This is a genomic window from Mycoplana sp. BE70 (assembly GCF_031455855.1).
Classification (GTDB): Bacteria; Pseudomonadota; Alphaproteobacteria; order Rhizobiales; family Rhizobiaceae; genus Mycoplana.
The window spans coordinates 378,407-401,058 of the sequence record NZ_JAVDTM010000004.1 but is presented as its reverse complement, the minus strand read 5'-3'; the positions used below and the strand labels follow the sequence as shown (position 1 = coordinate 401,058).

The 22,652-nt window shown below is 61.0% G+C and carries 22 protein-coding genes and 1 pseudogene; 10 read left to right on the top strand and 13 right to left on the bottom strand.

Features of this window, described 5'->3' with window-relative positions; genetic code table 11:
- Positions 1-4 precede the first annotated feature (4 nt).
- A complete protein-coding gene (locus tag J2Y48_RS10325; RefSeq protein ID WP_310416840.1) occupies positions 5-3,142 on the bottom strand; it encodes an efflux RND transporter permease subunit in 3,138 nt (1,045 codons plus the stop codon).
- Between the two features lie 62 nt (positions 3,143-3,204).
- On the bottom strand, positions 3,205-4,431 hold the full coding sequence (locus tag J2Y48_RS10320) for an efflux RND transporter periplasmic adaptor subunit (RefSeq protein WP_310416714.1): 1,227 nt from the start codon (positions 4,429-4,431) through the stop codon (positions 3,205-3,207).
- Positions 4,432-4,658: 227 nt separating this feature from the next.
- Here J2Y48_RS10320 and J2Y48_RS10315 point away from each other — a divergent pair, with 227 nt between their 5' ends.
- Complete coding sequence (locus J2Y48_RS10315; protein ID WP_310416711.1) at positions 4,659-4,871, top strand: hypothetical protein; 213 nt, start codon at positions 4,659-4,661, stop codon at positions 4,869-4,871.
- Between the two features lie 105 nt (positions 4,872-4,976).
- Here the strand turns inward: J2Y48_RS10315 and J2Y48_RS10310 are convergent, their stop codons facing one another.
- The 3 genes from J2Y48_RS10310 to J2Y48_RS25345 all read right to left on the bottom strand — a co-directional run bounded on the left by J2Y48_RS10310 (position 4,977) and on the right by J2Y48_RS25345 (position 7,663).
- A complete protein-coding gene (locus tag J2Y48_RS10310; protein ID WP_310416709.1) occupies positions 4,977-5,417 on the bottom strand; it encodes a hypothetical protein in 441 nt (146 codons plus the stop codon).
- A gap of 194 nt (positions 5,418-5,611) precedes the next feature.
- Positions 5,612-6,607: a magnesium/cobalt transporter CorA gene (gene corA / locus J2Y48_RS10305; RefSeq protein WP_310416706.1), complete on the bottom strand. Its 996-nt coding sequence runs from the start codon at positions 6,605-6,607 to the stop codon at positions 5,612-5,614.
- 894 nt (positions 6,608-7,501) lie between these two features.
- A complete protein-coding gene (locus J2Y48_RS25345) occupies positions 7,502-7,663 on the bottom strand; it encodes a DUF982 domain-containing protein (RefSeq protein ID WP_405030192.1) in 162 nt (53 codons plus the stop codon).
- Between the two features lie 142 nt (positions 7,664-7,805).
- Here J2Y48_RS25345 and J2Y48_RS10300 point away from each other — a divergent pair, with 142 nt between their 5' ends.
- Complete coding sequence (locus J2Y48_RS10300; RefSeq protein WP_310416837.1) at positions 7,806-8,270, top strand: BA14K family protein; 465 nt, start codon at positions 7,806-7,808, stop codon at positions 8,268-8,270.
- 53 nt (positions 8,271-8,323) lie between these two features.
- Here the strand turns inward: J2Y48_RS10300 and J2Y48_RS10295 are convergent, their stop codons facing one another.
- Together J2Y48_RS10295 and J2Y48_RS10290 are read right to left on the bottom strand one after the other, a co-directional pair.
- On the bottom strand, positions 8,324-8,719 hold the full coding sequence (locus tag J2Y48_RS10295) for a PRC-barrel domain-containing protein (RefSeq protein WP_310416704.1): 396 nt from the start codon (positions 8,717-8,719) through the stop codon (positions 8,324-8,326).
- 188 nt (positions 8,720-8,907) lie between these two features.
- Positions 8,908-9,066: an entericidin gene (locus J2Y48_RS10290; RefSeq protein ID WP_310416701.1), complete on the bottom strand. Its 159-nt coding sequence runs from the start codon at positions 9,064-9,066 to the stop codon at positions 8,908-8,910.
- Between the two features lie 567 nt (positions 9,067-9,633).
- On the opposite strand from J2Y48_RS10290, the gene J2Y48_RS10285 reads away from it, so the two are divergent.
- Positions 9,634-11,304 (top strand): calcium-binding protein, encoded by a 1,671-nt coding sequence (locus J2Y48_RS10285; protein WP_310416699.1) that lies wholly within the window; start codon positions 9,634-9,636, stop codon positions 11,302-11,304.
- A 74-nt stretch (positions 11,305-11,378) separates the two neighbouring features.
- Here J2Y48_RS10285 and J2Y48_RS10280 read toward each other — a convergent pair whose 3' ends face one another.
- Positions 11,379-12,170, bottom strand: coding sequence for a Hint domain-containing protein (locus tag J2Y48_RS10280; RefSeq protein ID WP_310416696.1), 792 nt, complete (start codon positions 12,168-12,170; stop codon positions 11,379-11,381).
- 307 nt (positions 12,171-12,477) lie between these two features.
- Entirely contained in the window at positions 12,478-12,894 is a 417-nt protein-coding gene (locus J2Y48_RS10275) for a septal ring lytic transglycosylase RlpA family protein (RefSeq protein ID WP_405030191.1), read from the bottom strand.
- A gap of 175 nt (positions 12,895-13,069) precedes the next feature.
- Here J2Y48_RS10275 and J2Y48_RS10270 point away from each other — a divergent pair, with 175 nt between their 5' ends.
- Genes J2Y48_RS10270 through J2Y48_RS10260 form a run of 3 tightly spaced genes read left to right on the top strand, consistent with a single transcriptional unit; the run spans position 13,070 to position 15,071 of the window.
- The gene (locus J2Y48_RS10270) at positions 13,070-13,387 is read left to right on the top strand and encodes a PepSY domain-containing protein (RefSeq protein ID WP_310416691.1); all 318 of its coding nucleotides are present in this window, start codon (positions 13,070-13,072) and stop codon (positions 13,385-13,387) included.
- Positions 13,388-13,404: 17 nt separating this feature from the next.
- Positions 13,405-13,995 (top strand): general stress protein, encoded by a 591-nt coding sequence (locus J2Y48_RS10265; protein WP_310416688.1) that lies wholly within the window; start codon positions 13,405-13,407, stop codon positions 13,993-13,995.
- A complete protein-coding gene (locus tag J2Y48_RS10260; RefSeq protein ID WP_310416834.1) occupies positions 13,992-15,071 on the top strand; it encodes a DNA topoisomerase IB in 1,080 nt (359 codons plus the stop codon). The genes J2Y48_RS10265 and J2Y48_RS10260 overlap by 4 nt, the downstream gene beginning before the upstream one ends.
- Positions 15,072-15,137: 66 nt before the next feature.
- On the opposite strand, the gene J2Y48_RS10255 is transcribed toward J2Y48_RS10260, so the two are convergent.
- Complete coding sequence (locus J2Y48_RS10255; RefSeq protein WP_310416686.1) at positions 15,138-15,566, bottom strand: HD domain-containing protein; 429 nt, start codon at positions 15,564-15,566, stop codon at positions 15,138-15,140.
- 151 nt (positions 15,567-15,717) lie between these two features.
- Between J2Y48_RS10255 and J2Y48_RS10250 the strand changes: the two genes are divergently transcribed.
- Complete coding sequence (locus J2Y48_RS10250; protein ID WP_310416831.1) at positions 15,718-15,900, top strand: DUF3008 family protein; 183 nt, start codon at positions 15,718-15,720, stop codon at positions 15,898-15,900.
- Between the two features lie 72 nt (positions 15,901-15,972).
- On the opposite strand, the gene J2Y48_RS10245 is transcribed toward J2Y48_RS10250, so the two are convergent.
- Positions 15,973-16,899, bottom strand: a complete 927-nt coding sequence (locus J2Y48_RS10245) for a LysR substrate-binding domain-containing protein (protein ID WP_310416683.1) — start codon at positions 16,897-16,899, stop codon at positions 15,973-15,975.
- 218 nt (positions 16,900-17,117) lie between these two features.
- On the opposite strand from J2Y48_RS10245, the gene katG reads away from it, so the two are divergent.
- Together katG and J2Y48_RS10235 are read left to right on the top strand one after the other, a co-directional pair.
- Positions 17,118-19,310, top strand: coding sequence for a catalase/peroxidase HPI (katG, locus tag J2Y48_RS10240; RefSeq protein WP_310416678.1), 2,193 nt, complete (start codon positions 17,118-17,120; stop codon positions 19,308-19,310).
- Between the two features lie 208 nt (positions 19,311-19,518).
- On the top strand, positions 19,519-21,222 hold the full coding sequence (locus J2Y48_RS10235) for a diguanylate cyclase (RefSeq protein ID WP_310416675.1): 1,704 nt from the start codon (positions 19,519-19,521) through the stop codon (positions 21,220-21,222).
- 94 nt (positions 21,223-21,316) lie between these two features.
- Here J2Y48_RS10235 and J2Y48_RS10230 read toward each other — a convergent pair whose 3' ends face one another.
- Together J2Y48_RS10230 and J2Y48_RS10225 are read right to left on the bottom strand one after the other, a co-directional pair.
- Complete coding sequence (locus J2Y48_RS10230; RefSeq protein WP_310416672.1) at positions 21,317-21,850, bottom strand: DUF1643 domain-containing protein; 534 nt, start codon at positions 21,848-21,850, stop codon at positions 21,317-21,319.
- Positions 21,847-22,023 carry a hypothetical protein gene (locus tag J2Y48_RS10225; RefSeq protein WP_310416668.1) on the bottom strand — a complete coding sequence of 59 codons (177 nt, stop codon included), beginning with the start codon at positions 22,021-22,023 and terminating at the stop codon, positions 21,847-21,849. The genes J2Y48_RS10230 and J2Y48_RS10225 overlap by 4 nt, the downstream gene beginning before the upstream one ends.
- 228 nt (positions 22,024-22,251) lie before the next feature.
- Here J2Y48_RS10225 and J2Y48_RS25340 point away from each other — a divergent pair.
- Positions 22,252-22,620: pseudogene (locus J2Y48_RS25340) on the top strand (adenylate/guanylate cyclase domain-containing protein); the annotation flags it as partial.
- Positions 22,621-22,652: the final 32 nt, after the last annotated feature.

Below are 22,652 nucleotides of genomic sequence, written 5' to 3'. Positions count from 1 at the left end.
GCCCCTAGTCAAGTGCAACCCTGCCGCGGTCACGGTCCGTCCGGCGGTGCCTCGGGAACCGCTGCGCAACCGAGGTTTTGAGACGCTCCATGGTGAGATAGATCACGGGAGTCACGAACAGGGTGAGGGGTTGGGAGACGAGCAGTCCGCCGACGACGGCCACACCGAGGGGCTGACGCAGCTCGGCACTGGTCCCGCTGCCGAGCGCGATCGGCAGCGCACTCATGATCGCGGCGACGGAGGTCATCATGATCGGCCGGAACCGCATCAGGCAGGCCCTGCGCATCGCCTCTTCCGCCGGCGTGCCCTCGCGCTGCAGCGACAGTGCCACGTCGATCATCATGATCGCATTCTTCTTGACGATCCCGATCAGCATCAGCAAGCCGATGACGGCGATGATGGAGAGATCGAACCCGAACAGCCACAGGGCAAGCAATGCGCCGGACGCGGCCGACGGCAGGCCGGACAGCACGGTCAGCGGGTGGATGAAACTTTCATAGAGCACACCGAGGACGATATAGATGGTCACCACCGCTGCGAGGATCAGCATGCCCTGGTTGGCCGCGGCATCCTGGAAAAGCTGTGCGGTGCCGTAGTAACGCGTGGTTACGGCCGGCGGCATGGCGATCCGGTCCTTCAACCGGTTGATTTCCTGGATGCTGTCGCCGAGCGCCACATGCTCTGGAAGGTTGTAGGAGATCGTGACGGCCGGGAGCTGACCGAGCTGGTTGATGGTCAGCGGCCCAGGCACGGTCTCGATCCGCGCGAAGGCTCCGAGCGGCACAAGCCCGCCGCCGGCAGTGCCGACCTGCAACTCGGCGAGCTTCCCGGCGGACCAGTTGATCCTCGGATCGAGTTCCACGATGACGTCGTAGCTGTCGCTCGGGGTGTAGATCGTCGAGATCTGCTCGGTGCCGAAGCCGTCATAGAGCGTCGAACGCAGTTCGCTGGCGCTGACGCCCAGCACAGATGCCTTATCGCGATCGATGACAAGCCGCGTCTGCGGCGCATCGTTCTGGAGGTCGTTGTTGACATCGGCAAAGAACGCCCGGTCGCCGCGCATCGCTTCGGACAGCTTCTCCGCCCACAGGTTCATCATGGTCTCGTCGAGACTTTGGACGACGAGCTGGTATTGGCTGGCCGATGCGCGCGAGCCGACGGAAAGGTTCTGGACCGGGGTCATGAAGGTCTGGATGCCGGGGATGGGGGCGAGCTGTGCGCGCAGTTCGGACAGGATGACCGGCAGCGGCGGACGTTGCTTCTGCGGCTTCAGCTCCACGAACAGCCGTCCGGAATTGAGGCTGGCGGCTGCGCCACCGGCCGAGCCGACCGAGCTTGCCACATGGGTGACATAGGGTGAGGCGGCAAACACGGCCTCCACCTTGGCCTGCAGGTCCGACATTGCGGCGAAGGACACGTCCTCGCGGGCGCGGGTTGTCACCTGCAACTGGCCAATATCCTCCTGCGGAAAAAAGCCCTTGGGGATCGTGCCGACCTGATAGGCGGTGATGCCCAGGGTGGCGAGGAACAGCACGAGCATGAGGCCGCGGAACCGCAGGCAGACCGCAAGGGCCCGGTCATAGGATTTCAGCAGGGCGTTAAAAGCATGCTCGAATGTCTTGTCCAGCCATCCGGCGAGGCCGCCGCCGGTGCGCCTGTCCACCTTGTCCGGCAGGCGGGCGGCCAGCATCGGCGTCAGGGTCAGGGAGACGAAGGCCGAGGCGAGGATCGAGACCGTGACGACGATGGCGAACTCGTTGAAGATGCGGCCGATCACGCCGCCCATCAGCAGCACGGGAATGAACACAGCCACCAGCGACAGCGAGATTGCGACGATGGTGAATCCGATCTCTCGCGCGCCGTCGAGTGCGGCCGCAAAGGCGGATTTTCCCTCTTCCTCCATGTGGCGAACGATGTTTTCCAGCATGACGATGGCGTCGTCGACGACGAGGCCGACCGACAGCGTCAATGCCATCAGCGAAATGTTGTCGATGGAAAAGCCGAAGAGATACATCGCCGCGAAGGTGGCAATGATCGAGATCGGCACGGCAAGCGCGGGGATGACCGTGGCGAACAGGCGCCGGACGAAGGCGAAAATGACGAGGATCACCAGGCCGACGGTCAAAGCGAGCGTGAACTGCACGTCCCGAACGGCGCCGCGGATCGAGACCGAGCGGTCGACCAATGGGTTGATCGACGCTTGCGCGGGCAATGATTGGCGCAGCGACGGCAGCATCGCCATCACCTCGTCGACCACCGCGACCGTGTTTGCGTCCGGTTGGCGCTGGATGGCCAGGATAATGGCGCGCGAGCCGTCGGACCAACTGGCGGTCTGGTTGTTGGCGACCGAGTCGATGACCTTCGTCACTTCGCCGAGATGGACGGCCTTGCCGTCGCTGCTCTTGATGACGACCTTGGCGAAGGCTGCAGCGTTGTCGAGCTGTGTGTTTGCGACAATCGACGTCTGCCGGCCGCTGGTTTGCACGGTGCCGAGGGGCGAGCTGTCGTTCGCCGCGGCGACCGCAGACTTGAGGTCGTTCAACGAGATGCCCCGGGAAGCGAGTGCATCGGGATCGACCTGGATGCGCACGGCGTACTGCTGGCTGCCGAATATCGATACCTCGGCGACGCCCTCCAGCGTCGACAGCGTCGGCGAGATGACCTGTTGGGCAATGGCGTCGAGCTGCGTCAGCGGCACGATTTCGCTTCTCAGCGCGAGCAGCAGCACGGGCGCATCGGCTGGATTCACCTTGCGGTAGCTCGGCGGCGCCGGCAGGTCCTGCGGCAAGGTCCTGAGCGTGCGGGTGATGGCCGCCTGCACATCGGCGGCAGCGGCATCGATGTTCCGGCCGAGATCGAACTGGATGGAAATAGAGGTAGAGCCAAGCGCGTTGGTCGTCGAGATCGTGTTGATTCCGGCAATGGTGGCAAACTGCTTGATCAGCGGCGTTGCGACCGAGGTCGCCATGATGTCCGGGGATGCACCCGGCAGGCTTGCCGAAACATTGATGACCGGAAAATCGGTGCGCGGCAGGGCTGCGATCGGCAGGGCGGCATAGCCGAACAGGCCGGCGATCACCAGGGCAACCGACAGAAGGATCGTTGCAACGGGACGACGGATGCAGAACTCCGAAAGCGCCATGGCCATTCACTTCCATGGGCCGGGACCACCATGCGGCAAGCCGCTGGTCCCGACCGAAACCATCAGTCCATCGCCGACGGGCTCGCGCCGGCCGCCGTAATCGTAACCTTGTCGCCGGGCTTCAGCCGTGACTGTCCTTCGACCACGACCTGGTCTCCGGGGGCCAGTCCCGTGCGGATCGCCGAAAGCGTGCCATCGTCGGTTGCCACGATGACGGAACGCGTCTCCACGGTCTTGTCGTCCTTCACCCGGTACACGTAGGGACCGTTCTGGCCGAACTGCACCGCCACCGTCGGGATGACCGGAATCTGCGGCAGCGTTTCCTCTTCGACGTTCACGTCCACATATTGACCAGGCCAGAGCTTCTGCTCGTCATTGCGGAAGCTGGCGCGCATCATGATCGTGCCGGACGCGGTATCGACGGCGGAATCGATGAAATCCAGCCTACCTTGGCCAATGACCGTATCGGTGCCGCTGACCTTCGCTTCCACGCCTGGCGGCCTGCCGGCGTCGAGCCGTTTCTTGAAGGCTTGCAGCTTTTCTTCCGGCAGGCGGAAACTGACGTCGATCGGGTCGATGGCCGTGACCGTCACGAGGTTTGTCGCGGCCGTTCCGGTCTGTCCGACAAGATCGCCGATCGCCACCTGCAGTGCGCCAAGGCGACCGTCGATGGGTGCGGTGATCTGCATGAGGCTGAGCGCGACCTGGTCGGCCTCGATCGTTGCATGATCCGCGCTCACGGTAGCCTCGGTGGATTGCTGCACGGAAAGGGCGGTCTCGTAGGCTTGCTGGGTGCCGGTGCTTTCATCACGAAGCGTACGTGTTCGCACAAGCTCGGTATTCGCGGCAGCGAGCAAAGCCTGGTCCTTTGCAAGGATCGCCTGATCCCGCGCGAGGTCCGTCCTGGCCTGACGGTCATCGAGGCTGAACAACAGATCGCCCGCTTTGACCATCTGCCCGTCTTTCACGGGGATCGCCGTGATTTGACTTGGAACCCTCGCTGCGACGACAACCGTGTCGGGCGCCACGACGTTGCCGAATGTATGCAAAACAACCGGAAAATCACGACTTTCAACGGTCGCTGCTTGCACCGCAATACCATCGGTCCGCGGCGCGACCGGGCCCCGGTTCCGTTGCTTTTCGGCGACAACAGCATCATGAGCCCCGGAGGCCTCACCTGATCCGGTTGCGGCGAGCGGCGAATTGGCGCCAGACGTGATCCAGACGATTGCTGCCGCGTCCAAGAGCGCGATGAAGATAACGATGAGGATGGCGCGTAGGCTGACCATGGCGGCCTCTGGGTTTGGCCAAGACTCAAAAATTGGCCCCCCAATCCTGCTCTTTCAAGCAGATTACAGAGATTTAACCCTTGGAGATGTCGCGCTCTGACGGGGTTTCGGCTGCGTGGTCCCCATAATGTGATCAAGATTAACGGGATGTAAGAATTCTGACTGCCGAGCCGGAGTATACTGACCGCCGCCGTAGCGAGCGGCGTTTCCCAAGCAAGGAGAACGTCATGTTCAGGATTGTTTTAGCAGCCTGTATGATACTGAGCGCAGGGTCGACCTTCGCAGCAACCGAATACTTCGTACAACACAAGCCCGGCGGGAAGTGCACGATTTCGGAACACAAGCCAAACGGCAAGTCTGAAATGCAGATAGGCGCGGCATGGAAGACGATGGCGGAAGCCGAACATGCGATGAAGTCGGCGCATGAGTGCGGTTATTGACGCAAAACAGAGCGGCGTTCGCATAGAGCGCCGCTCTACCTTTAAGTGACGTGCGCGAATCTTGAGTGCGCTATACGCCTAATGCATCTGCTGTCTGCGGATGGCCTATCCCTTAAGCTTCGCGTTGCACAGGCTGTAGAAGCCGCCGCCCTTCTGGATCCATTTCAACCCGTTGAGCGTATTGGCATCCTTGTTCTGATGGTAGGCATCTACGCAGGTGTGCATGCGTGCTTTTCCGGGTGTTTCACTGGAGTACTTGGTCGAAACTTTCGAAGGGAACTGGACGCCCGTAGGTGCCTTCATCGTTGGCTTTTCAGGCTCGGAGTTGTCGTTTGCGTTCAGGGTAACATCCGGCTCAGCGGTGGCGTCCGGCCCGCATTCCGCTTTTCTGAAATCGTTCCACTTCATGGTATTGCCGCTCCCCTGCGCGGCTTTGTATTTCGCGCTGCACTCCTTCATGGTGAGGGCAGCCGCCGGCGTTGCGATCGAAACGCTTCCAAGGGTGAGCAGGGTGATTGAGGCGAGGAGTGCAACACGAGACATCATAGCGATATCCTCCGATGGTGCTCGGATCATGCCACCACCAAACTACGCCAAATTGATGTCAGTTGCAGTTGACAGAGCTGTCCCCGGTCTCGCTGTCAGCGATTCCGGAGACAACCGGATCGTCGCGGCGGCTTCGTCCAAGTTCCTGTCGAGACGATGGGCTCGACGCGAGAATAAGCTGCCCGACCTTGCCGCTACAGCCAGCCTCGACGCTTGAAATAGAGGAACGGAAGGGCTGCCGAGAGGACCATCAGCAGGATGGCCCAGGGATACCCAGCGCCCCATTTCAATTCTGGCATGATCTCGAAGTTCATACCGTAGACCGAGGCCACTAGCGTTGGCGGCAGGAACACGACCGACGCCACCGTGAAAATCTTGATGATCTGGTTCTGCTCAAGGTTGATCAGCCCCAAGGTTGCATCGAGCAGGAAGTTGATCTTCCCCGACAGGAAGGCAGCGTGATCGCCCAGTGAACTTGCATCGCGTTGCAGGAGCTTTGTTAGCTGTCGCACTTCCTTGGATGGTTTCGTCGTCGGATGCTCGACGGCAACATGGTAGGCGACCAGCCGAGATATGCTGACCAGGCTCTCCCGAACACTGCTCAAGAATTCTCCCTTCTGTCCAAGCTGCTCGATAAGGGATTGCAGATTGCTGGTCATTTTGATCGAGGACTTGGATTTGCTCCGGAACACCTCGCGCGAAATGAGATCGATTTCATTGCCGATGCGCTCGAGCACGTCGGCCATCCGGTCAATGATGGACTCGATGATCCCGAGCATGACTTCTTCTCCAGAAGCGCAACTGCTCGAGCCGTTCGACCTCAAGACGCGATGTACGAACATCTGGAACGGTTTCGGGTCGGCATATCGGACCGTGACGAGTGTCCGGTCCTTCAGGATGAAGGTCACCGGGGTCTTGACTGGCCCATCGCCGTCGAGGTTCGTAAGCGCGGTGAGCGTCATGATCTCCGCCCCGCTTTCCTGGTAGAGGCGGGCGGATGGCTCGATCTCCTCCATCTCATCGCGCGTTGGGATTGAAATCCCCAGAGCCTCTTCCACGTGGTGGCGCTCGGCGGATGATGGACGGATAAGGTCGTACCACAACGCTGGAAGTGCAGCCTCGACGTGGACGAGACTATTGTTCTCGCTCAGGACGATGTGATCTGCTTCGCGGACGAAGATTTGCAGCATGATATTCGCTCCTTCAGGGCTATCGCCATCCGGAGCAGGATCAAGCGAATGAATCCCTTACCGGACAGTTCGGCAAAACGCGGTCGATGTTCGACTAGAGGGGTCCATTTACATGTCCTCAGAAACTGCGGTGTGAAGCGCCGCAACGGTTACCCGATGCGCCCAAAAATGAGCGTCGTCAAGCAAGATAAGGGCCTGATGTGAAGCGGAAATGTTGTCGCCTGGGGGCTCAGCCTAGGCGCGATAGCCAGAAAGAGCCTGCAATCAGTTAGAGCAATCGGCCGGTCCCTGTGTTGAACCGCACTCGCGGAACTGCCGGTTGGCGATCACTCGTCCAACCGACAGCGGATCTCGGCAAAAGTGCTAGCGTTCGGTGTAGTTTGCATCGACTAGTGCGCGGGCCACGGGCACCAAGCCCGGTTGCAGAACTCGTCGACGTAGTGATCTTGGCCTTGGTTTGTATGACCGATCAGGTTACTGTCGTGAAAAACATGCTCGGCATGTTCATTATGTTCGTGATGGGAGCCACTTTCTCTGGATAGTGCTCCAGTCGGCGAAGCAGCGAGCGCTATCGTTGCTATCGAAGCGATTGTTATTGCTAAGCGCATGGCACATCTCCAAGTTCTCTTTGTGCGTTCAAAGAAAACAGTACGTAACGATGACTAGGGAATCGCGTTTTGCAAACGCGTATCCACTAATAATAATATACACCCCTCTGTGCAATATACGCGGTAACTTCACGGTTCCAGACGATCACTCCGGCGTGACGATCAATTGACCGCCCTTCAGGCTAGAAGAAACCCGCCAAGGCGGGTTTAGGGCTTGGGAGGGGAAACTGCCCGTGCCGGGAAGCAGGAGGAAGGCAAGGCGGGTAGCGGCCCCATTAGCGCACAGCTATTCGATGGGAGGCAACTCTGCCAGGAACACTCCGGCCTCCCGGCATGCGGCGAGGAAGGCTTTGCGGCACTCTTGCGTCGTTCGGTTACCGCAAAGCGTGGCAATGCAGGCTCGCCTGGCCGTTCTGTAATGCGGCCCGTCGGTCGACGACCAAAGCAAGCTGCATGCTCACGGATTTCAAGCTCCCTGCAATCGTCTCGACGCAATGCCTCACGAGATTGTGAGGAGGGCCCTCAGCAGCCGTTCATGCCCTGTTCAACTGGCGCACGCATTTTAGGGGCGCAAATTGAAAGGGCAGAAAATGAAAAAACTCTCTGTTGTCGTCTTGGCTGCGCTAACCGCTTTCTCGGGCGTTTTGCCCGCCGGTGCAGCACCGTTCAACGTCGCTCCTCCGCATGCGAGCGCAACCGCTGATGTGCACGAGGTCCAGCACCGGCGCGACGGTCATGACCGGCGCCATGACTATCGGCGCGCTCCGCCACGCCATGGCTGGCATAACGGTCACAGGGGCTACAGAGACCATCGACCGGGCTATCGTCGTCACAATGATGGTTGGTGGTATCCGCTGGCTGCGTTCGGAGCCGGGGCCATCATCGGTGGGGCGATTGCAAGCCCTCCGAGATATGCGCCTCCGCCGCCGCGGTCGAACTACGCCTCAGCTCATGTCGAATGGTGCGCATCGCGCTATCGCACCTACAGGGCGTACGACAACACGTATGTCCCGCAGGTCGGCTACAGAGCGAAATGCGTCTCGCCCTATTACTGACCCGATAGGCCCGCCCGCCGCGGCAACCGCGGCGGGCAATTTTTTGGGCGCCGCTAGCGCTCCCAGCGACCTTCGTACTTGAATGCAGGGGCCTTCTTCAGTTCTTCCTTGGACGCGTTCATCACGGCCGTCCACTTCTTGTCGTTTTCCAGGTAGGTGACTTTTACCGCCGACGGGCCGACCATGACGTAGTGGTCACCCATGCCAAGAAAACCGCCGACCGAGACGACATACCCGTTCAGTTTGCCCTCGCCGATGACGAGGTCCTTGATTTCCCCGATCGTCTCGCCGGCATCGTTGGTGATGTTAAGGCCGATGAGGTTGTAGCTCAGGACGTCTGTCGGCTGGGCCGAGACGAAGGTCTCGGTCGTCGTTGTTTGTGCCGTCTGGGCGTGAGCCGCACTGACAAGCATCGTCGTCGTAGCAAGTGCAATCCATAAATTTCGCATGGCGACCACCTCCGGTGAAACTCCCCCAACGTCGGTGACGCGACCAGAGTTCCGGGCGGAAGCGACGAGTTTACAAGAATCAGCGATCGATTCGTTGCGGTGAACGAGCGGCTTGCCCGCTTTTGAGCAGGGCGCAGCATCCGGCGTCTCATCCGGTAGACCACGCGGCGCTCCGCCGACGCATGCCGTCATTGGGCGGCCTTTTCGACCGACCGTCCAGCAGACTGCGTCGCGTTGACAGTGTTGGCGGTGTCCTGCCCCATTCCTCTGATGGTATTGGCGCATCCGGAAAGCATCGAAATGGCGATGCAGATGATGCCGATGCCGGCGATTGTTGACTTGGTCATGGCAGATGTCCTCTGGAAGACTTGGGGACAATGCGACAACTGAGCGGCTTTCCCAAAGTGCCCGGCGTTGTGGGCAAACGCCGGGCAAAAGCACGGTTGGAAGCAAGTGGCGGAAGGGAGCCGCCACAGTTAAGGTATACCCTTCACCTGCCATCATTGCGATAGCCAAATGGAACTACTCGCGTAGACCGATCGAGCGACCGGCGGAAGCTCAGCTCCCGCCGGTCACGCTCGACCGCCAAGTCAAGCCGGTGCCCCGATTGGGGCCCCGACCGGCATGGTGTGCATCTCTTCCTGACAGGTGAATGAACGTCGGCGTTGGTAGAGGCGGGTGCGGGCGCGTGTCCCATCGGCTGCTGCCGGTTTCGTCCGGCCTCCCGACAACACCAGTCCGTCGAGCACTCGGTCGTTGTCTAAACATCAGAAAACCATGTGCTTCCTCGGTCGAAATAGCCTCCACGCCGGTGCTGTGGGGAACGAATACATCGTTTTTAGCAGAAGGCCACGAATATCTGAGTGCACCCGGACGTAGTACCTCGCAATGCAATACAAACGAGGATAGTGCACATGGCATTCCATCTTTTCACGTCAGACTCCATCGGCGCAGGCGTACAAGCCACTCTTGCAAACTGGGACGATCTCTATGTTGCCGCCGGGGTGACGGTCGCTCGAACAGAGGCCACAGTTGGTGTCGACGCCACGATTCTCGGCACAGGCGGTCAGCACCGGGTGGACATTGCCGGCACCGTTCTCGGTCCGGAAGTCGCGATCGATATCGGCGATTCGAGGGATGATGCCGATAACATCGTGAGCATCGCGGCAAGCGGCGTTGTGAGAGGGTACGATTTCGCTTCGGCCGCCGTTCGTATGAACGGGACCAGAAGCGAGCTCATCAACGCCGGCGATTTATGGGGGTGGAGCTCGGGCGTCATCATGTGCTCCTACGGTGACACGACGTCGAAGATCACAAACACCGGCACGATCGCAAGCAGCAGTAACGGCATTGTCAGAGTTGGCTTGGCCGAGATCGATGGGATCATTTCAGTCGACAACAGCGGGACCATTTCCGGAAAGGCTTCCTCGTACAGCGGAGGCAATGCCATCGCAAAGGATCTCATCACGAACGCCGGCCGCATGAACGGAGACATTTTTTTATACCGTGGCGATGACGTCTACAACGGCACGAACGGACGACTGTCGGGTTGGGTCTATGGCGGAGAAGGCAACGACGAGATCCGCGGCGGCATCGACAACGACACCTTTGACGGCGAAGCGGGTAACGACAAGCTCTATGGCGGTGTCGGCAACGACACGCTCAACGGCGGTGCGGACAAGGATCTACTGGACGGCGGCGTCGGCGCGGACACGATGTCCGGCGGCCTGGGGAACGACACCTTTGTCGTCGACAGCACCGGTGACAAGGTGATCGAAAAGGCTGATGAGGGCACCGATCTCGTCCAGGCGTCGATCTCCTACACCCTTGGCGCAAACGTCGAGAACCTGACGCTGACCGGCACGGGGAAGATCGACGGCACCGGCAACAGCCTGGCCAATGTCCTTGTCGGCAACGCCGCCAACAACGTTCTCGACGGCAAGTCCGGTGCCGACAAAATGCAGGGCGGCGGCGGCAATGACACCTATATGGTCGACAATCTCGCCGATGCCGTAGTGGAGAAAGCAAACCAAGGCATCGATCTCGTCAAAGCATCCGTCAGCCATAGCCTTTCAGCCAATGTCGAAAACCTTGCGCTGACGGGGACGGGAAACATCGACGGCACTGGCAACGGGCTTGCCAACGTGATCAAGGGAACCGCAGGGATCAATACGCTGAAGGGTGGTGCCGGCAACGATACGCTGATGGGCGAAGCCGGCAACGACCGACTCCATGGCGGTGCGGGAGCAGACAAACTCTACGGCGGATCCGGGGCCGACACCTTCGTTTTCGCGGCGATAGGTGACTCCACGGTGACTGCGAGCGACGTCATCTACGACTTCAACCGCACGCAGAAGGATAAGATCGACCTCAAGGCGATCGACGCCAGCACGAAGACCGGCGGCGACCAGGCCTTCACCTTCATCGGCACGGAGGCCTTCCACAAGAAGGCCGGTGAACTGCGCTACGAGATCAAACGCGGCGACACCTACATCCACGGCGACGTCAACGGCGATGGAAAGGCCGACTTTTCGATGGTGCTAGATCTCGCGCTGGCAATGAGCAAGGCGGACTTCGTCCTCTGAAGCGGATAATCGCGGACATCAAAAGGCCCGGCGCAGTTGACGCCGAGCCATTGGGAAAGTCACAATTCGATCGGCTAGGCCGCAACAACTTCGGCCCGCTTCGCAAGCCGTACATGGATCTTGTCGATCGGGTCGTTGTCCGCCGCGAAGGGGTGGATCGCTAACCGAAGCAGGGCTCTAAGATGATCACGCCCGCGGCAATGCAGGATCGGTGCCACAGGTGCCATTGCCGGTATCGTCCCATCCGGGAACAGACGCATGACTTCGGCAAAATTCGAGAATGCTTCGTGATTGTCTGCCTCGAGAAGAAGCGTCTCTGCCGGTACGCCTTCGGCGACCACCACCTCATGGCTATCGAGCAGAATATGATAGTACTCGATGGTGTCACGCCCCACCGGCAGGGCAGGGGCGATCGTTGTCCCGTTGACGAGATCCTTCGCCCTGATCAGCACGCCATCGATCAGCAGAGCGTGATGGGGAGAGACATAAAGATCGCTATGCGGCATGTTGTCTTCCAGGGCATGGCGAGAAATTCGGATAGGCAGGGCTTCCCTGTTCCGGGACACCCCGAAGGCCTGCCGACCGATCCACTTGATTGCCATCGATCGGCCGCGGGCGGTGCGAACGAGATCGCCAGCCTTTAGACTTTCGACGGCGATTTCGCCCGCCGGTGTCGCAATCATGGTTCCACGCAAGAAGCAGCGGTGGCGACCTCTACCCCTCCCGCCGTGCGCTGAGGCTAGCCCGGCGATCAGCGATGGAAGCGCTGCCAGGCCACCGACCGTCGCAATCTTGGTGCCAGCCGATGCAGCAAGCCCCAGAAAATGGCGTCTCGCGCGATTGATCTTGTCTGTTGATGAGAACATCACTCGGCTCCTTCGTTGGGCTTGCCCCCCGTCCTGGCACACCGTGAGTGGAATTTTCAGAATGGCGCGCTTCTAATCCCCGGATCAACCTGCCTGTTCGCAGCTTGAGTTTCCCAAAATGGATGCGGGGCCCACCAAAGGGTGTAGATAAGTTGTACCGACCCGAGAGGAGACCGCGAACGACCCGACGACCTGTCGGATCGCTTGGCTAGGCGTCACCAACATCAGTCATGGTTGCCGGCGTCAGAGCTTCCTCTTGACCGTGCTTGGTGCTGGGCGCGCCGCGCCGCCGATGAAGCGGGCCAGCCTAGCTGCCACTGCAGCCAAATGCAGCGGAACACAGAGGCGTACGTCCGCTGCGCGACCTCAATGGGATTTGCTGGAAGCAGACCTTGGTGTGGCCACTTCGGATCATGCCGATCTGGATCGCAGCCGCCCTGGACAGGTCGAGCACCCGGCCGCGCACGAACGGTCCGCGATCATTGATGCGTACGACGACGCTGCGGCCGTTGCTGGCATTGGTGACTTTCAGCTTCGTTCCGAAGCGAAGCGTCTTGTGGGCTGCCGTCAGGTGCGCCGGGTTCATGCGCTCACCGGAAGCCGTCTTTGAATGGAGGGCATACCAGGATGCGCGGCCACAGCCATCAGCCGCCGCGACGCATGGAAAAAATGCGTCGATGATCAGTGCGGCAACTGCGGCAGTAGCGAACGCGATCGACATCATCCTTTTTTCCAGTCGTGAAGTTTAACGGCCGCCCACTCGCGCCGCGGCTAGGCGAGGAACTCCTCAACCAGGGTTGGGTTCCAAGTGTGCTCCGGTACCCATGATGGTGCTGGAACAAACAAATCTCGGTGGGGGTTATGCCCCAGGTCAGACACCAGTGAACGAGGAACGGACAATGAAAACCGCCGTTTTTGGAGCCATTGCATTAATTGTGGCAGCGCCCGCTGCCTGGGCGCAGAGCAACGCACCGGCCGCAAAGCCGGGTGACAAGCCTGCGATCGTGACGCCGGGCGAGCAGAACCCGGCAGCACCGGTGACCGGCGAGAACAGCTTTACAGAAGATCAAGCCAAGGCGCGGATCGGCGACGCCGGCTACACCGGCATCTCGGATCTGGCCCTCGACGACACCGGCGTATGGCGCGCCAAGGCGATCAAGGATGGAAAGCCCGTCGTCGTTTCGCTCGACTACCAGGGCAACATCGTTGCCAATTGAAGACGAGGAGCACTGCCATGAGGACCGCAACAGGACTGTTCGACACGTACGAAGATGCCCGGCGCGCTGTCACCGACCTTGAGGCCGCGGGGATACCGGCTGACGACATCAGCATTGTTTCCCACGCTGGCGGCGCGGACAAGTCGTACGCCGCGGAAGGGCTAGGGGCGGGGGCCGGCCTCGGCGCGCTCGCCGGCGGTGCAGGGGGACTGCTGGCCGGACTGGGGCTCATGGCGATACCCGGCGTCGGGCCTGTTGTCGCAGCAGGTTGGCTGGCGGCAACTGCGGCTGGCGCAGCGGCCGGTGCCGCCGCTGGCGGCGCAGCCGGAGGGATTATCGGCGCGTTGATAAACGCGGGTATCTCCGAGGAAGAGGCGGACATCTATGCCGAAAGTGTCCGTCGCGGTGGGGCGATGGTCGTTGCCAAGGTCAGCGACACGCAAATGGCCGAGGCGGAGGACATTCTTCAAAATGCCAACCGCGTGGATGTTGCCTCGCGCGGCCTCGCATATCGGGAGGCGGGATGGAGCCGTTTCGACGAGTCCTCCCCTCCATATAGCGCTACGGAAATTGATGAGGAGCGCCGTCGCTGGCGTGCGGAACCATAGTCGCCCCTGAGATAAAAGAGACCACGTTTGACCGAGTATCGCCGGATGTTGACCTGGTCTATGTCAATGACAGCGAACCAGGCATCCGGCGAGAGAAGCGCGGGCGTGGGTTTTGTTACCGCTTGCCCAGCGGCGAAGCGGTGAGCGATCCGGCGATAAAGGCAAGGATCGCGTCGCTTGGTTTGCCACCCGCCTACACGGATGTGTGGATTTGCCTGCACGAGAACGGCCATTTGCAGGCAACGGGCTACGACGCGCGCGACCGTAAACAGTACCGATATCACAACGACTGGCAGGCACTTCGCAGCACCGACAAATTCGGACAGTTGATTCCGTTCGCAAGAGCTTTGCCGCGGTTCAGGCGGATCGTCCGACGACACCTCGAGGGACCTGTCTACAGCGCCGATACGGTTCTGGCGGGTTTGGTCACGTTGCTGGACGAGGAGCATCTGCGGGTCGGAAGCCAGGCCTACGCCGTGCAAAATCGCACCTACGGAGCCACCACCCTGTTGAAGCGCCATGTCCGACTCGACGAGGAACGGATTGAACTGAGTTTCGTCGCCAAGGGTGGCAGGCGCATACGTCGCGTGCTTCGTAATCCTCGGCTGCACCGAATCCTGGAGGCTGTGGCCGACCTGCCGGGGCGGCAGTTGTTTGTCTGCAGGAAAGAAGACGGTACGGTTCATCCGATTGATTCCGGCAGGTTGAACGCTTATTTGGCCGAGCATTTGGGCGCCGGGATCACGGCCAAGACATTTCGGACCTGGGCGGGGAGCGTTGCAGCCTTTGCGGCGGCGCGGGACGCATTGGAACGGGGAGAAAGGCCCACCATCCGCCGGATGTGCGAAGCGGCCGCGGCTACGCTGCACAATACGCCGGCAATCTGCCGCTCAAGCTACATTCACCCGGATATCATTGCACTGGCAGAGCGCGATGGTTCGCCCCCGGACCTCGGCGAACCTCGGGCCCTTGCGGGGCTGCGGGCGGAGGAAAATCGGCTGTTGGGTTTCTTGCTGCGCTCCAGCGACAACGATATCGCATCGCAGACGATGCCGACCTCTGTCGCGCGGCGATAGAAGCGCTGCTGTTGCGGGGACGGGCCTCTCGGAAAGCGGATCTGCCCGAGTGCCTCTGCTGGGTGGCTACGCCGCTCTCAAGTCCGCCTTCGCGATCGCGAGCTCGCGCGTCACGCGTTCAACATCACCCTCCACCTGCAAAACCTGTATGAGATTGTCATTCAGATCCGCGATTTTGACCTCACGGGCCAAACTGTTGCTGATGGCCCTGCGAACAAAGTTCTCGTCGCTCTCGTTCGGTGATCGTGTCAGCGCCTGAACGGCCTGGAGGATGGGGCTTGGAAAGCCCTCGGCCGCGAGCCGGTCAATCGACCAGGAGCGTGTCTTCTCCACAACGTCGTGAAGATAGGCGACTGTCTTCTCATCGGTGGACGCAACGTTTTCGGCGACGCGCCTGCAGTGCTCGAAATATGGCTCGCCGGCCTTGTCCAGCTGTCCTTGGTGCGCTTCATGTGCGATCTCGATCGCGCGGTTCAGCATCTCATTATCGTGCATGGTCGGCCTCCTGCGCCTGGACCTTGGCGAGGAATTGCAGGCCGCAACTTTTGTTCCTCCCAACCCGTTGGATCACCAAAAATGTTTGCCGGAGCGGAACCAGGCAACGTCCAAGCTGTTTCCATTTACCTGTCAAAGAGGAGGCATTCCCATGCCCGCAAAGTCAAAAGCCCAACAAAAGGCCGCCGGCGCCGCCCTGGCTGCGAAGCGCGGCGATATGAAAAAGAGCGAACTCAAGGGTGCTTCGAAAGAAATGGAAAAATCCATGACCGAGAAACAGCTCGAAGAGTTTGCTTCCACAAAGCGCAAAGGCAAACCGGAACACGCCAAATAACCGGAGACACGGCTCACGGAGGCCGAAATGCCCACTGCATGGGTGACGGCTCGGCAAACCCTGTGATGTTCGTTAAGATCCGCGCTTTCTTGGAGTTCTCTGCTGGCGTAGTGCGACGGCAGATTGGCGGACTACTTCGGAGATGCGCAGGTACTGTTCGGACAGCGGGCTCGCCTTCCGCCAGATCATGCCGATCGTCCGCGAAGGTTGAGGCGGCTCGAAACGGGCGACGGAAACCGGCGCTGACCGTGTTTCCACAGCAACGGCCATTTCCGGAATGAGGGTGACGCCGATGCCGGCGCCGACCATCTGGACGAGCGTCGATAAGGAGCTGCCGTCGAGCAGTTCCCGCGGTCGCGCCGATTGCAGGTTGCAGAACGACAGCGCCTGTTCGCGAAAACAATGCCCCTCTTCGAGCAGGAGCAGGCGCATTTCGCCGAGCATCTCGCGATCGGGCACCGGCTTTCCCGCGTCGTGGCCCGGCCGCACGAGCACGAAGTTTTCCTCGAACAGGGCAACCTCGGTGAGCGAGGGTTCGGACACGGGCAGGGCGACGATGGCCGTGTCGAGCCGGCCTTCCGTCAATTCCTGGATCAGCTTCTGCGTCTGGGTCTCTCGCACATGGATGTCCAAGCCGTCATGCAGCCGCGCAAGGTCGCCGATGATCCTGGGCAGCAGGTATGGCGCCACCGTCGGGATCACGCCCATCCGCAACCGTCCCACCAGTTGCTGCCGCGACGCGCGCGCCAGATCTTCCAGCTCGTCAACGGAGCGCAGTATATCGCGGACACGCTCGGCGAACCCCTCGCCGAAGCTGGTCAAGCGGATCTGCCGGGCGCCTCGTTCGAATAGCTCGGCGCCCAGTGTTTCCTCCAGTTCCTTGATCTGCACCGACAGCGCTGGCTGGGAGATCGCGCAGGCATCCGCTGCGCGGCCGAAGTGACCGTGCCGGGCGAGCGCCTCGAAGTAGCGAAGTTGTTTCAGCGTCAAATTCATCATAACTATCTCTTATCACAGTTATCAGGAAATCCAACTTCGGATTATCGGGCTGGTTTGCTACAGATCGAAGGCGGGGAGGAGAAGTCTCGTTCGCTGGCGTCGAACAGATTGCCGGCGGCAGTGACCCATCCCCTACACGGCCATGGAATCGACCGCCTTTTGGGGGTAACTTCCTGTGCAGCAAGTCCAACCAACGCAGCCACGACCGGAGAATTGAAATGGATACAAAGACTGAGAAGATCGAGAGCAAGTGCCCGGTCGCGCACACGAAGGCGGGCAAGGGGAACCGGGACTGGTGGCCGAACCAGCTCGATCTCCAGGTACTTCATCAGCATTCACGCCTGTCCAATCCGATGGACGAGGCGTTCGACTATGCCAAGGAGTTCGAAAGCCTCGACCTCGACGCTGTGATCAAGGACCTTCACGCCCTGATGACGGACTCGCAGGATTGGTGGCCGGCCGACTTCGGTCACTACGGGCCGCTGTTCATCCGCATGGCCTGGCACAGCGCGGGCACCTACCGGATCGGCGACGGGCGCGGTGGCGCCGGCGCCGGCCAGCAGCGGTTCGCCCCGCTCAACAGCTGGCCGGATAACGTCAACCTCGACAAGGCGCGCCGCTTGCTGTGGCCGATCAAGCAGAAATACGGCCGGAAGATCTCCTGGGCGGACCTGATGATCCTGACCGGCAACGTCGCCTTGGAGTCGATGGGCTTCAAGACCTTTGGCTTTGCTGGCGGGCGCGCGGATGTCTGGGAGCCGGAAACGGATATCTACTGGGGGCCGGAAGGCACGTGGCTGGCCGACGAGCGCTATAGCGGCGAGCGTGACCTCGACAACCCGCTCGCGGCCGTGCAGATGGGCCTGATTTACGTCAATCCGGAAGGTCCCAACGGCAATCCGGATCCGCTTGCCGCGGCACGCGATGTCCGCGAAACCTTTGCCCGGATGGCGATGAACGACGAGGAGACCGTCGCGCTGATCGCCGGCGGACACACCTTTGGCAAGACCCATGGCGCCGGTGATGCTGCTGCGGTGGGGCCCGAGCCGGAAGCCGCCGACATCGAACAGCAAGGCCTCGGCTGGGCGAGCAGCTTCGGCACCGGCAGGGGCGGCGACACGATCGGTAGCGGTCTGGAGGTTACCTGGACTTCGACGCCGACCAAGTGGAGCAACAACTTCCTTTGGAACCTGTTCGGTTACGAATGGGAACTGACGAAGAGCCCGGCCGGCGCACACCAGTGGACGCCGAAACATGGCATGGGCGCTGGGACCGTGCCGCATGCGCATGACAAGTCGAAGCGTCAAGCTCCGTCCATGCTGACCACCGACCTGGCCCTGCGCTTCGACCCGGAATACGAGAAGATCGCGCGGCGCTTCCTCGAAAATCCCGACCAGTTTGCCGATGCGTTTGCCAGGGCATGGTACAAGCTCACCCACCGCGACATGGGCCCGATCGCGCGCTATCTCGGCCCGCTCGTCCCGAAGGAGGTGCTGTCGTGGCAGGATCCCATTCCGGCGGTTGATCATGAACTGATCGGCGAGCAGGACGTGGCGGCGCTCAAGGCCAAGATCCTTGCGGCGGTGCCGTCGGTGCCGCAGCTGGTGTCGACCGCTTGGGCTTCGGCATCGACGTTCCGCGGCTCCGACAAGCGCGGCGGCGCGGACGGCGCACGCGTCCGGCTTGCGCCGCAGAAGGACTGGGAGGTCAACCAGCCTGCCCAACTGGCGGCCGTCTTGGAGAAGCTCGAAGCGATCCAGCGGCAGTTCAACGGGGCGCAGTCGGGCAGCAAGAAGGTCTCGCTTGCCGACCTGATCGTTCTTGGCGGCGCTGCTGCGGTCGAAAAGGCGGCGAAGGATGCCGGCTACGACGTGAAGGTACCCTTCGCGCCGGGCCGCATGGATGCCTCTCAGGAACAGACGGACGTGGCATCCTTTGCCCCGCTCGAGCCGATGGCGGACGGCTTCCGCAACTATGTCCGCGGCGGGCTGCGCCTGCCGCCGGAGATGGCACTGGTGGACAAGGCGCAGCTGCTGACGCTGACCGCACCGGAAATGACGGTTCTCGTCGGCGGCCTGCGCGTGCTCGGCGCAAATGCCGGCGACAGCACGCATGGCGTCTTCACCTCGCGGCCGGGCACGTTGACGAACGACTTCTTCGTGAACCTGCTCGACATGGGCACGCAGTGGAAGGCGGTCTCTGAGGCCAGGGACGTGTTCGAAGGACGCGACCGGAACACAGACGAGGTGAAGTGGACCGCCACCCGCGTCGACCTCATTTTCGGCTCGCATTCGCAGCTTCGGGCCCTCGCCGAAGTCTACGGCAGTGCCGACGCAGGGGAGAAGTTCGTGAGGGACTTCGTCTCGGCGTGGACCAAGGTGATGAACGCCGATCGTTTCGATCGGGCCTGATCCATATATAAGAACTTTCGGACGCAGCCGATGGACGGCTGCGTCTGATCGATGCAACGGTCTATGGCCAATCCGAGGCGGTGGAGACAATTGCCCTTGAGCTTTGTCCCAGTCATGGCGTGCCGACTAATTCGGGGTCGGTAACCGCATTTCAATGCTTGGCGTGTAGCGTCAATCCATGTCCTGGAATGTCCTCCGAAAAGCACTCGTGACGACGGTGCTGAGCTTCGTAATGCTTGCATCTCTGCACGCTGCCCCCCTTGGCGCTGCTGAATCTGTGAACATTCGCAGCTCGTGCTGGATGTCCAGCAGTCTATCGGACGCCTTGGTCACCGTCATCCGCTCGCCCGGGCGCTGGACCTGCGGAGATCGGACCTATTCGCTCGAAGGCGAGCGGACGCTGCTGCGGTTTGAAATCGGTCCAGACGATGCTCTTCCCCAATACCTCTTTTCAAGGCGAAGTGCGCTCACGGCTGTGCATCTGCTGGCAATCGATCGAGACGGCGCAATGCGCCAGACCTCTGTGCCGGCGGGTGACCTGTCTAGCGCCCTGTCTGGCGGGTACTTCAAGGCCGCTCTGCCGGAGATAACCCGCGACACACGAGAGGTCGTTGTCGCGTTCGATCTGCCGAGCCACCGGATGACGCTGGAGAGAGCCTATCTGTCACCGTCTGACCTCGTTCTGAGCCCGGACTTTCTGCGCTCCCTGCTCCTCCTGGCCACCCTTGCCGGAATGCTGTCCATGCCGCTCATTTTCAACGCGGCCTTCTACCGGATCCTGCGCGAGCCATTCGTGCTGTGGCATTCGATGCTCACTATCTCCTTGCTGCTGACCATCCTGGTGACTTCCAGTCTTGCAGTTGTTCTCTTCGATCCGCCGGCCATGACGTTGAGCTGGATGACGACGGTGATCTTCGGTCTCTCGGTCGCTTGCGGAGCGATGTTCACCCACAGTTTCATCGAACCCGGCAGCATGCATCCGTTCCTGCGTCGGGCGCTGCTCTATTGCGCCGCTTGGGCGATGCTTCTCAGCACGGCTCACGCGGCATTTCCGTTCGTGGGGCGCTCTGTTCAGTCGACAGTGTACACGGCGGCTTTTGCGCCGGTGGTCGTCATTTTCATATTGTCGGTTGCCGACGCGCTGCGGCGCGGAAGTCGCGCCGCCAAGTTCCAGGCGGTCGGCTATATGCCCATAGTTTTGGCCGGATTGGTGCGCTTGGTTACGGGCGTGGTTCCCTGGTTGCAGAGCAGCGATGCCATGCTCCTGTTCTATGTGGGTTGCGTATGCGAAGTCCTGTTCACCACGCTCGGCGTGGCAGACCGCTTCATGACGATCAAGCGCGAGCGAGACCACGCACGCTTCGAAGCTGACGTGCTCGAGCGCCTGTCCGAACGTGACGCACTGACGGGATTGCTCAACCGGCGGGCAATCGAGCAGAATTTTGCGAAGTTCCGAGCCGACGGCTACCGCACACTTGCCGTGCTCGACCTGGATCACTTCAAGCCGATCAATGATATTCACGGCCACGTGGTCGGCGATGCCGTGCTGAAAGCCGTGGCCGACGCGCTCCAGGCGGACCCGAAGGTTCATGCGTTCCGCCTCGGCGGCGAGGAATTCGTGCTGCTTGTGCGGGGAGAAGATGCCCAGGTTCGGGCGGAGCGCCGGCGCCAGGCGATTCCCGCGGTCGTCGCCAATGCCGTTCCAGGACTTGGGCGACCCGTGACTGCCAGCATGGGCATGACGGATGCGCCACCAAATGCTGATGCGCAGTTCGCAGAGCTCTACGAAGAAGCTGACAAGCTCCTTTACAAAGCCAAGCTTGCCGGCCGCAATCGAACCAAAGCAGCATCGGTGCGAGAATCGAACCATGAGATGGATCCAGTCTTCGGTGCTGTGGCCAGGCGGAGCTGACGGATTTGACCAAGGTGAATGCTGCCGCGATGGAAACGACGGCCGCTGAACTGCGCTTCGTTTTTCTCGACGTGCGGCAGTCCGTCCACACCGCCTAGATGTTGAAGGGCATCGCCGGCGGACAGTAGGCGACGCGTGGTTGCGTGGCCGGCACGTAGAGCGGGTGCCGCGGATACCCGGTCCCGGTCAGGCCGAGGCAGTCGATGTGGCGGCCGGCAATCGACAAGACTTGCCCTGCACGCGCCTGTGCCAGCGGATGTGCCCCCCAGGCGGCGATGATGGCACGGCGGCGTGCCGATGAAAGTGCTGCGCAAATTCTAGCCAAGTGGAAGTCATTATCCGGCCCGACTGGGTCTGCAACGCCCATCAGTTCCTTGGGTTTCGTGGCGCACTGCGCATAGAGGTTGACGACGATCAGCGCCCCGTAGCCCCAGAACCGGGTAAAGCACATGCACCGCCGGATGGTCGCATCGTCGACGTCGCCGTCCGCCCTTGACGGATTGAGCATGATCCAGACGAGTTGCCCGCCATCCTCGGACCAGCGTCGGTCGAGCGTGTAGCGATAGCGGCCGCAACGGGAAAAGACCGCGGCCCGCTCGCAGGGCGGAAAAGCCCGTCCCGGGCTCACGGGCGGGCCTTCGGTCCACGGCCAAGGCAATCGGGGCAGTGCTGCTTCAGCCATTCCACGGAGCGGCCCTGTTGCTTTTCGATGTGGCCAGCCGGTGTTTCGCCACTTTCGAACTCGTTTGTCGCGCAAGAGGCAAGGGCAGCCAGAACGAACAGGACGATCCCTTGTTTCATTGTTGCCTCATGCACCGTGCTCGGCAAAAGCGGGCATTTTACATCAGCCGCTGCCTTGAGGCGATGCTTGGGCGTGCGGTGATGTGCCGGCTGAAGTTTCACCGGAGCCGGCGTGCTTTCTTTAGTCTGTGCAACTCTGGAGCGGTGTTTTTCTCGCTGAGCCCAACGTAATTTGTACTGGGACCTACAGTTGTCGGTTAGTTGCAGCCAACACAGCGGCAGGAAACTATGCGGCACAGCATGCTAAAAGCTATCCTGTTTGCCGATGCTGTGCAGTATAGCCAGCATATGGCGGTGGACGAGCCGTCGACGGTTGAATCCATCCAGCGTTGTTTTGATGTATTTCGCACGCTTGCGCCTCAATACAGAGGTGAAGTCCTCAAGACGATGGGGGATGGTGCGCTCGCGGACTTCGAATCTGCGGTTGAAGCGCTTCGCTTTGGCTTGGAGGTCCAGAGCCGATTTCGCGAGATGGATGCGGCCCTTGCCCCCGATCGAAGAATAGACTTTCGAATAGGAATCGATCTTGGTGAGGTCCAATTTCGCGACGGAGAACTGTTCGGCCACATCGTCAACGTCGCCGCACGCCTGCAGTCGCTCGCTGAGCCGGGCAGCATCTGCATCTCGCA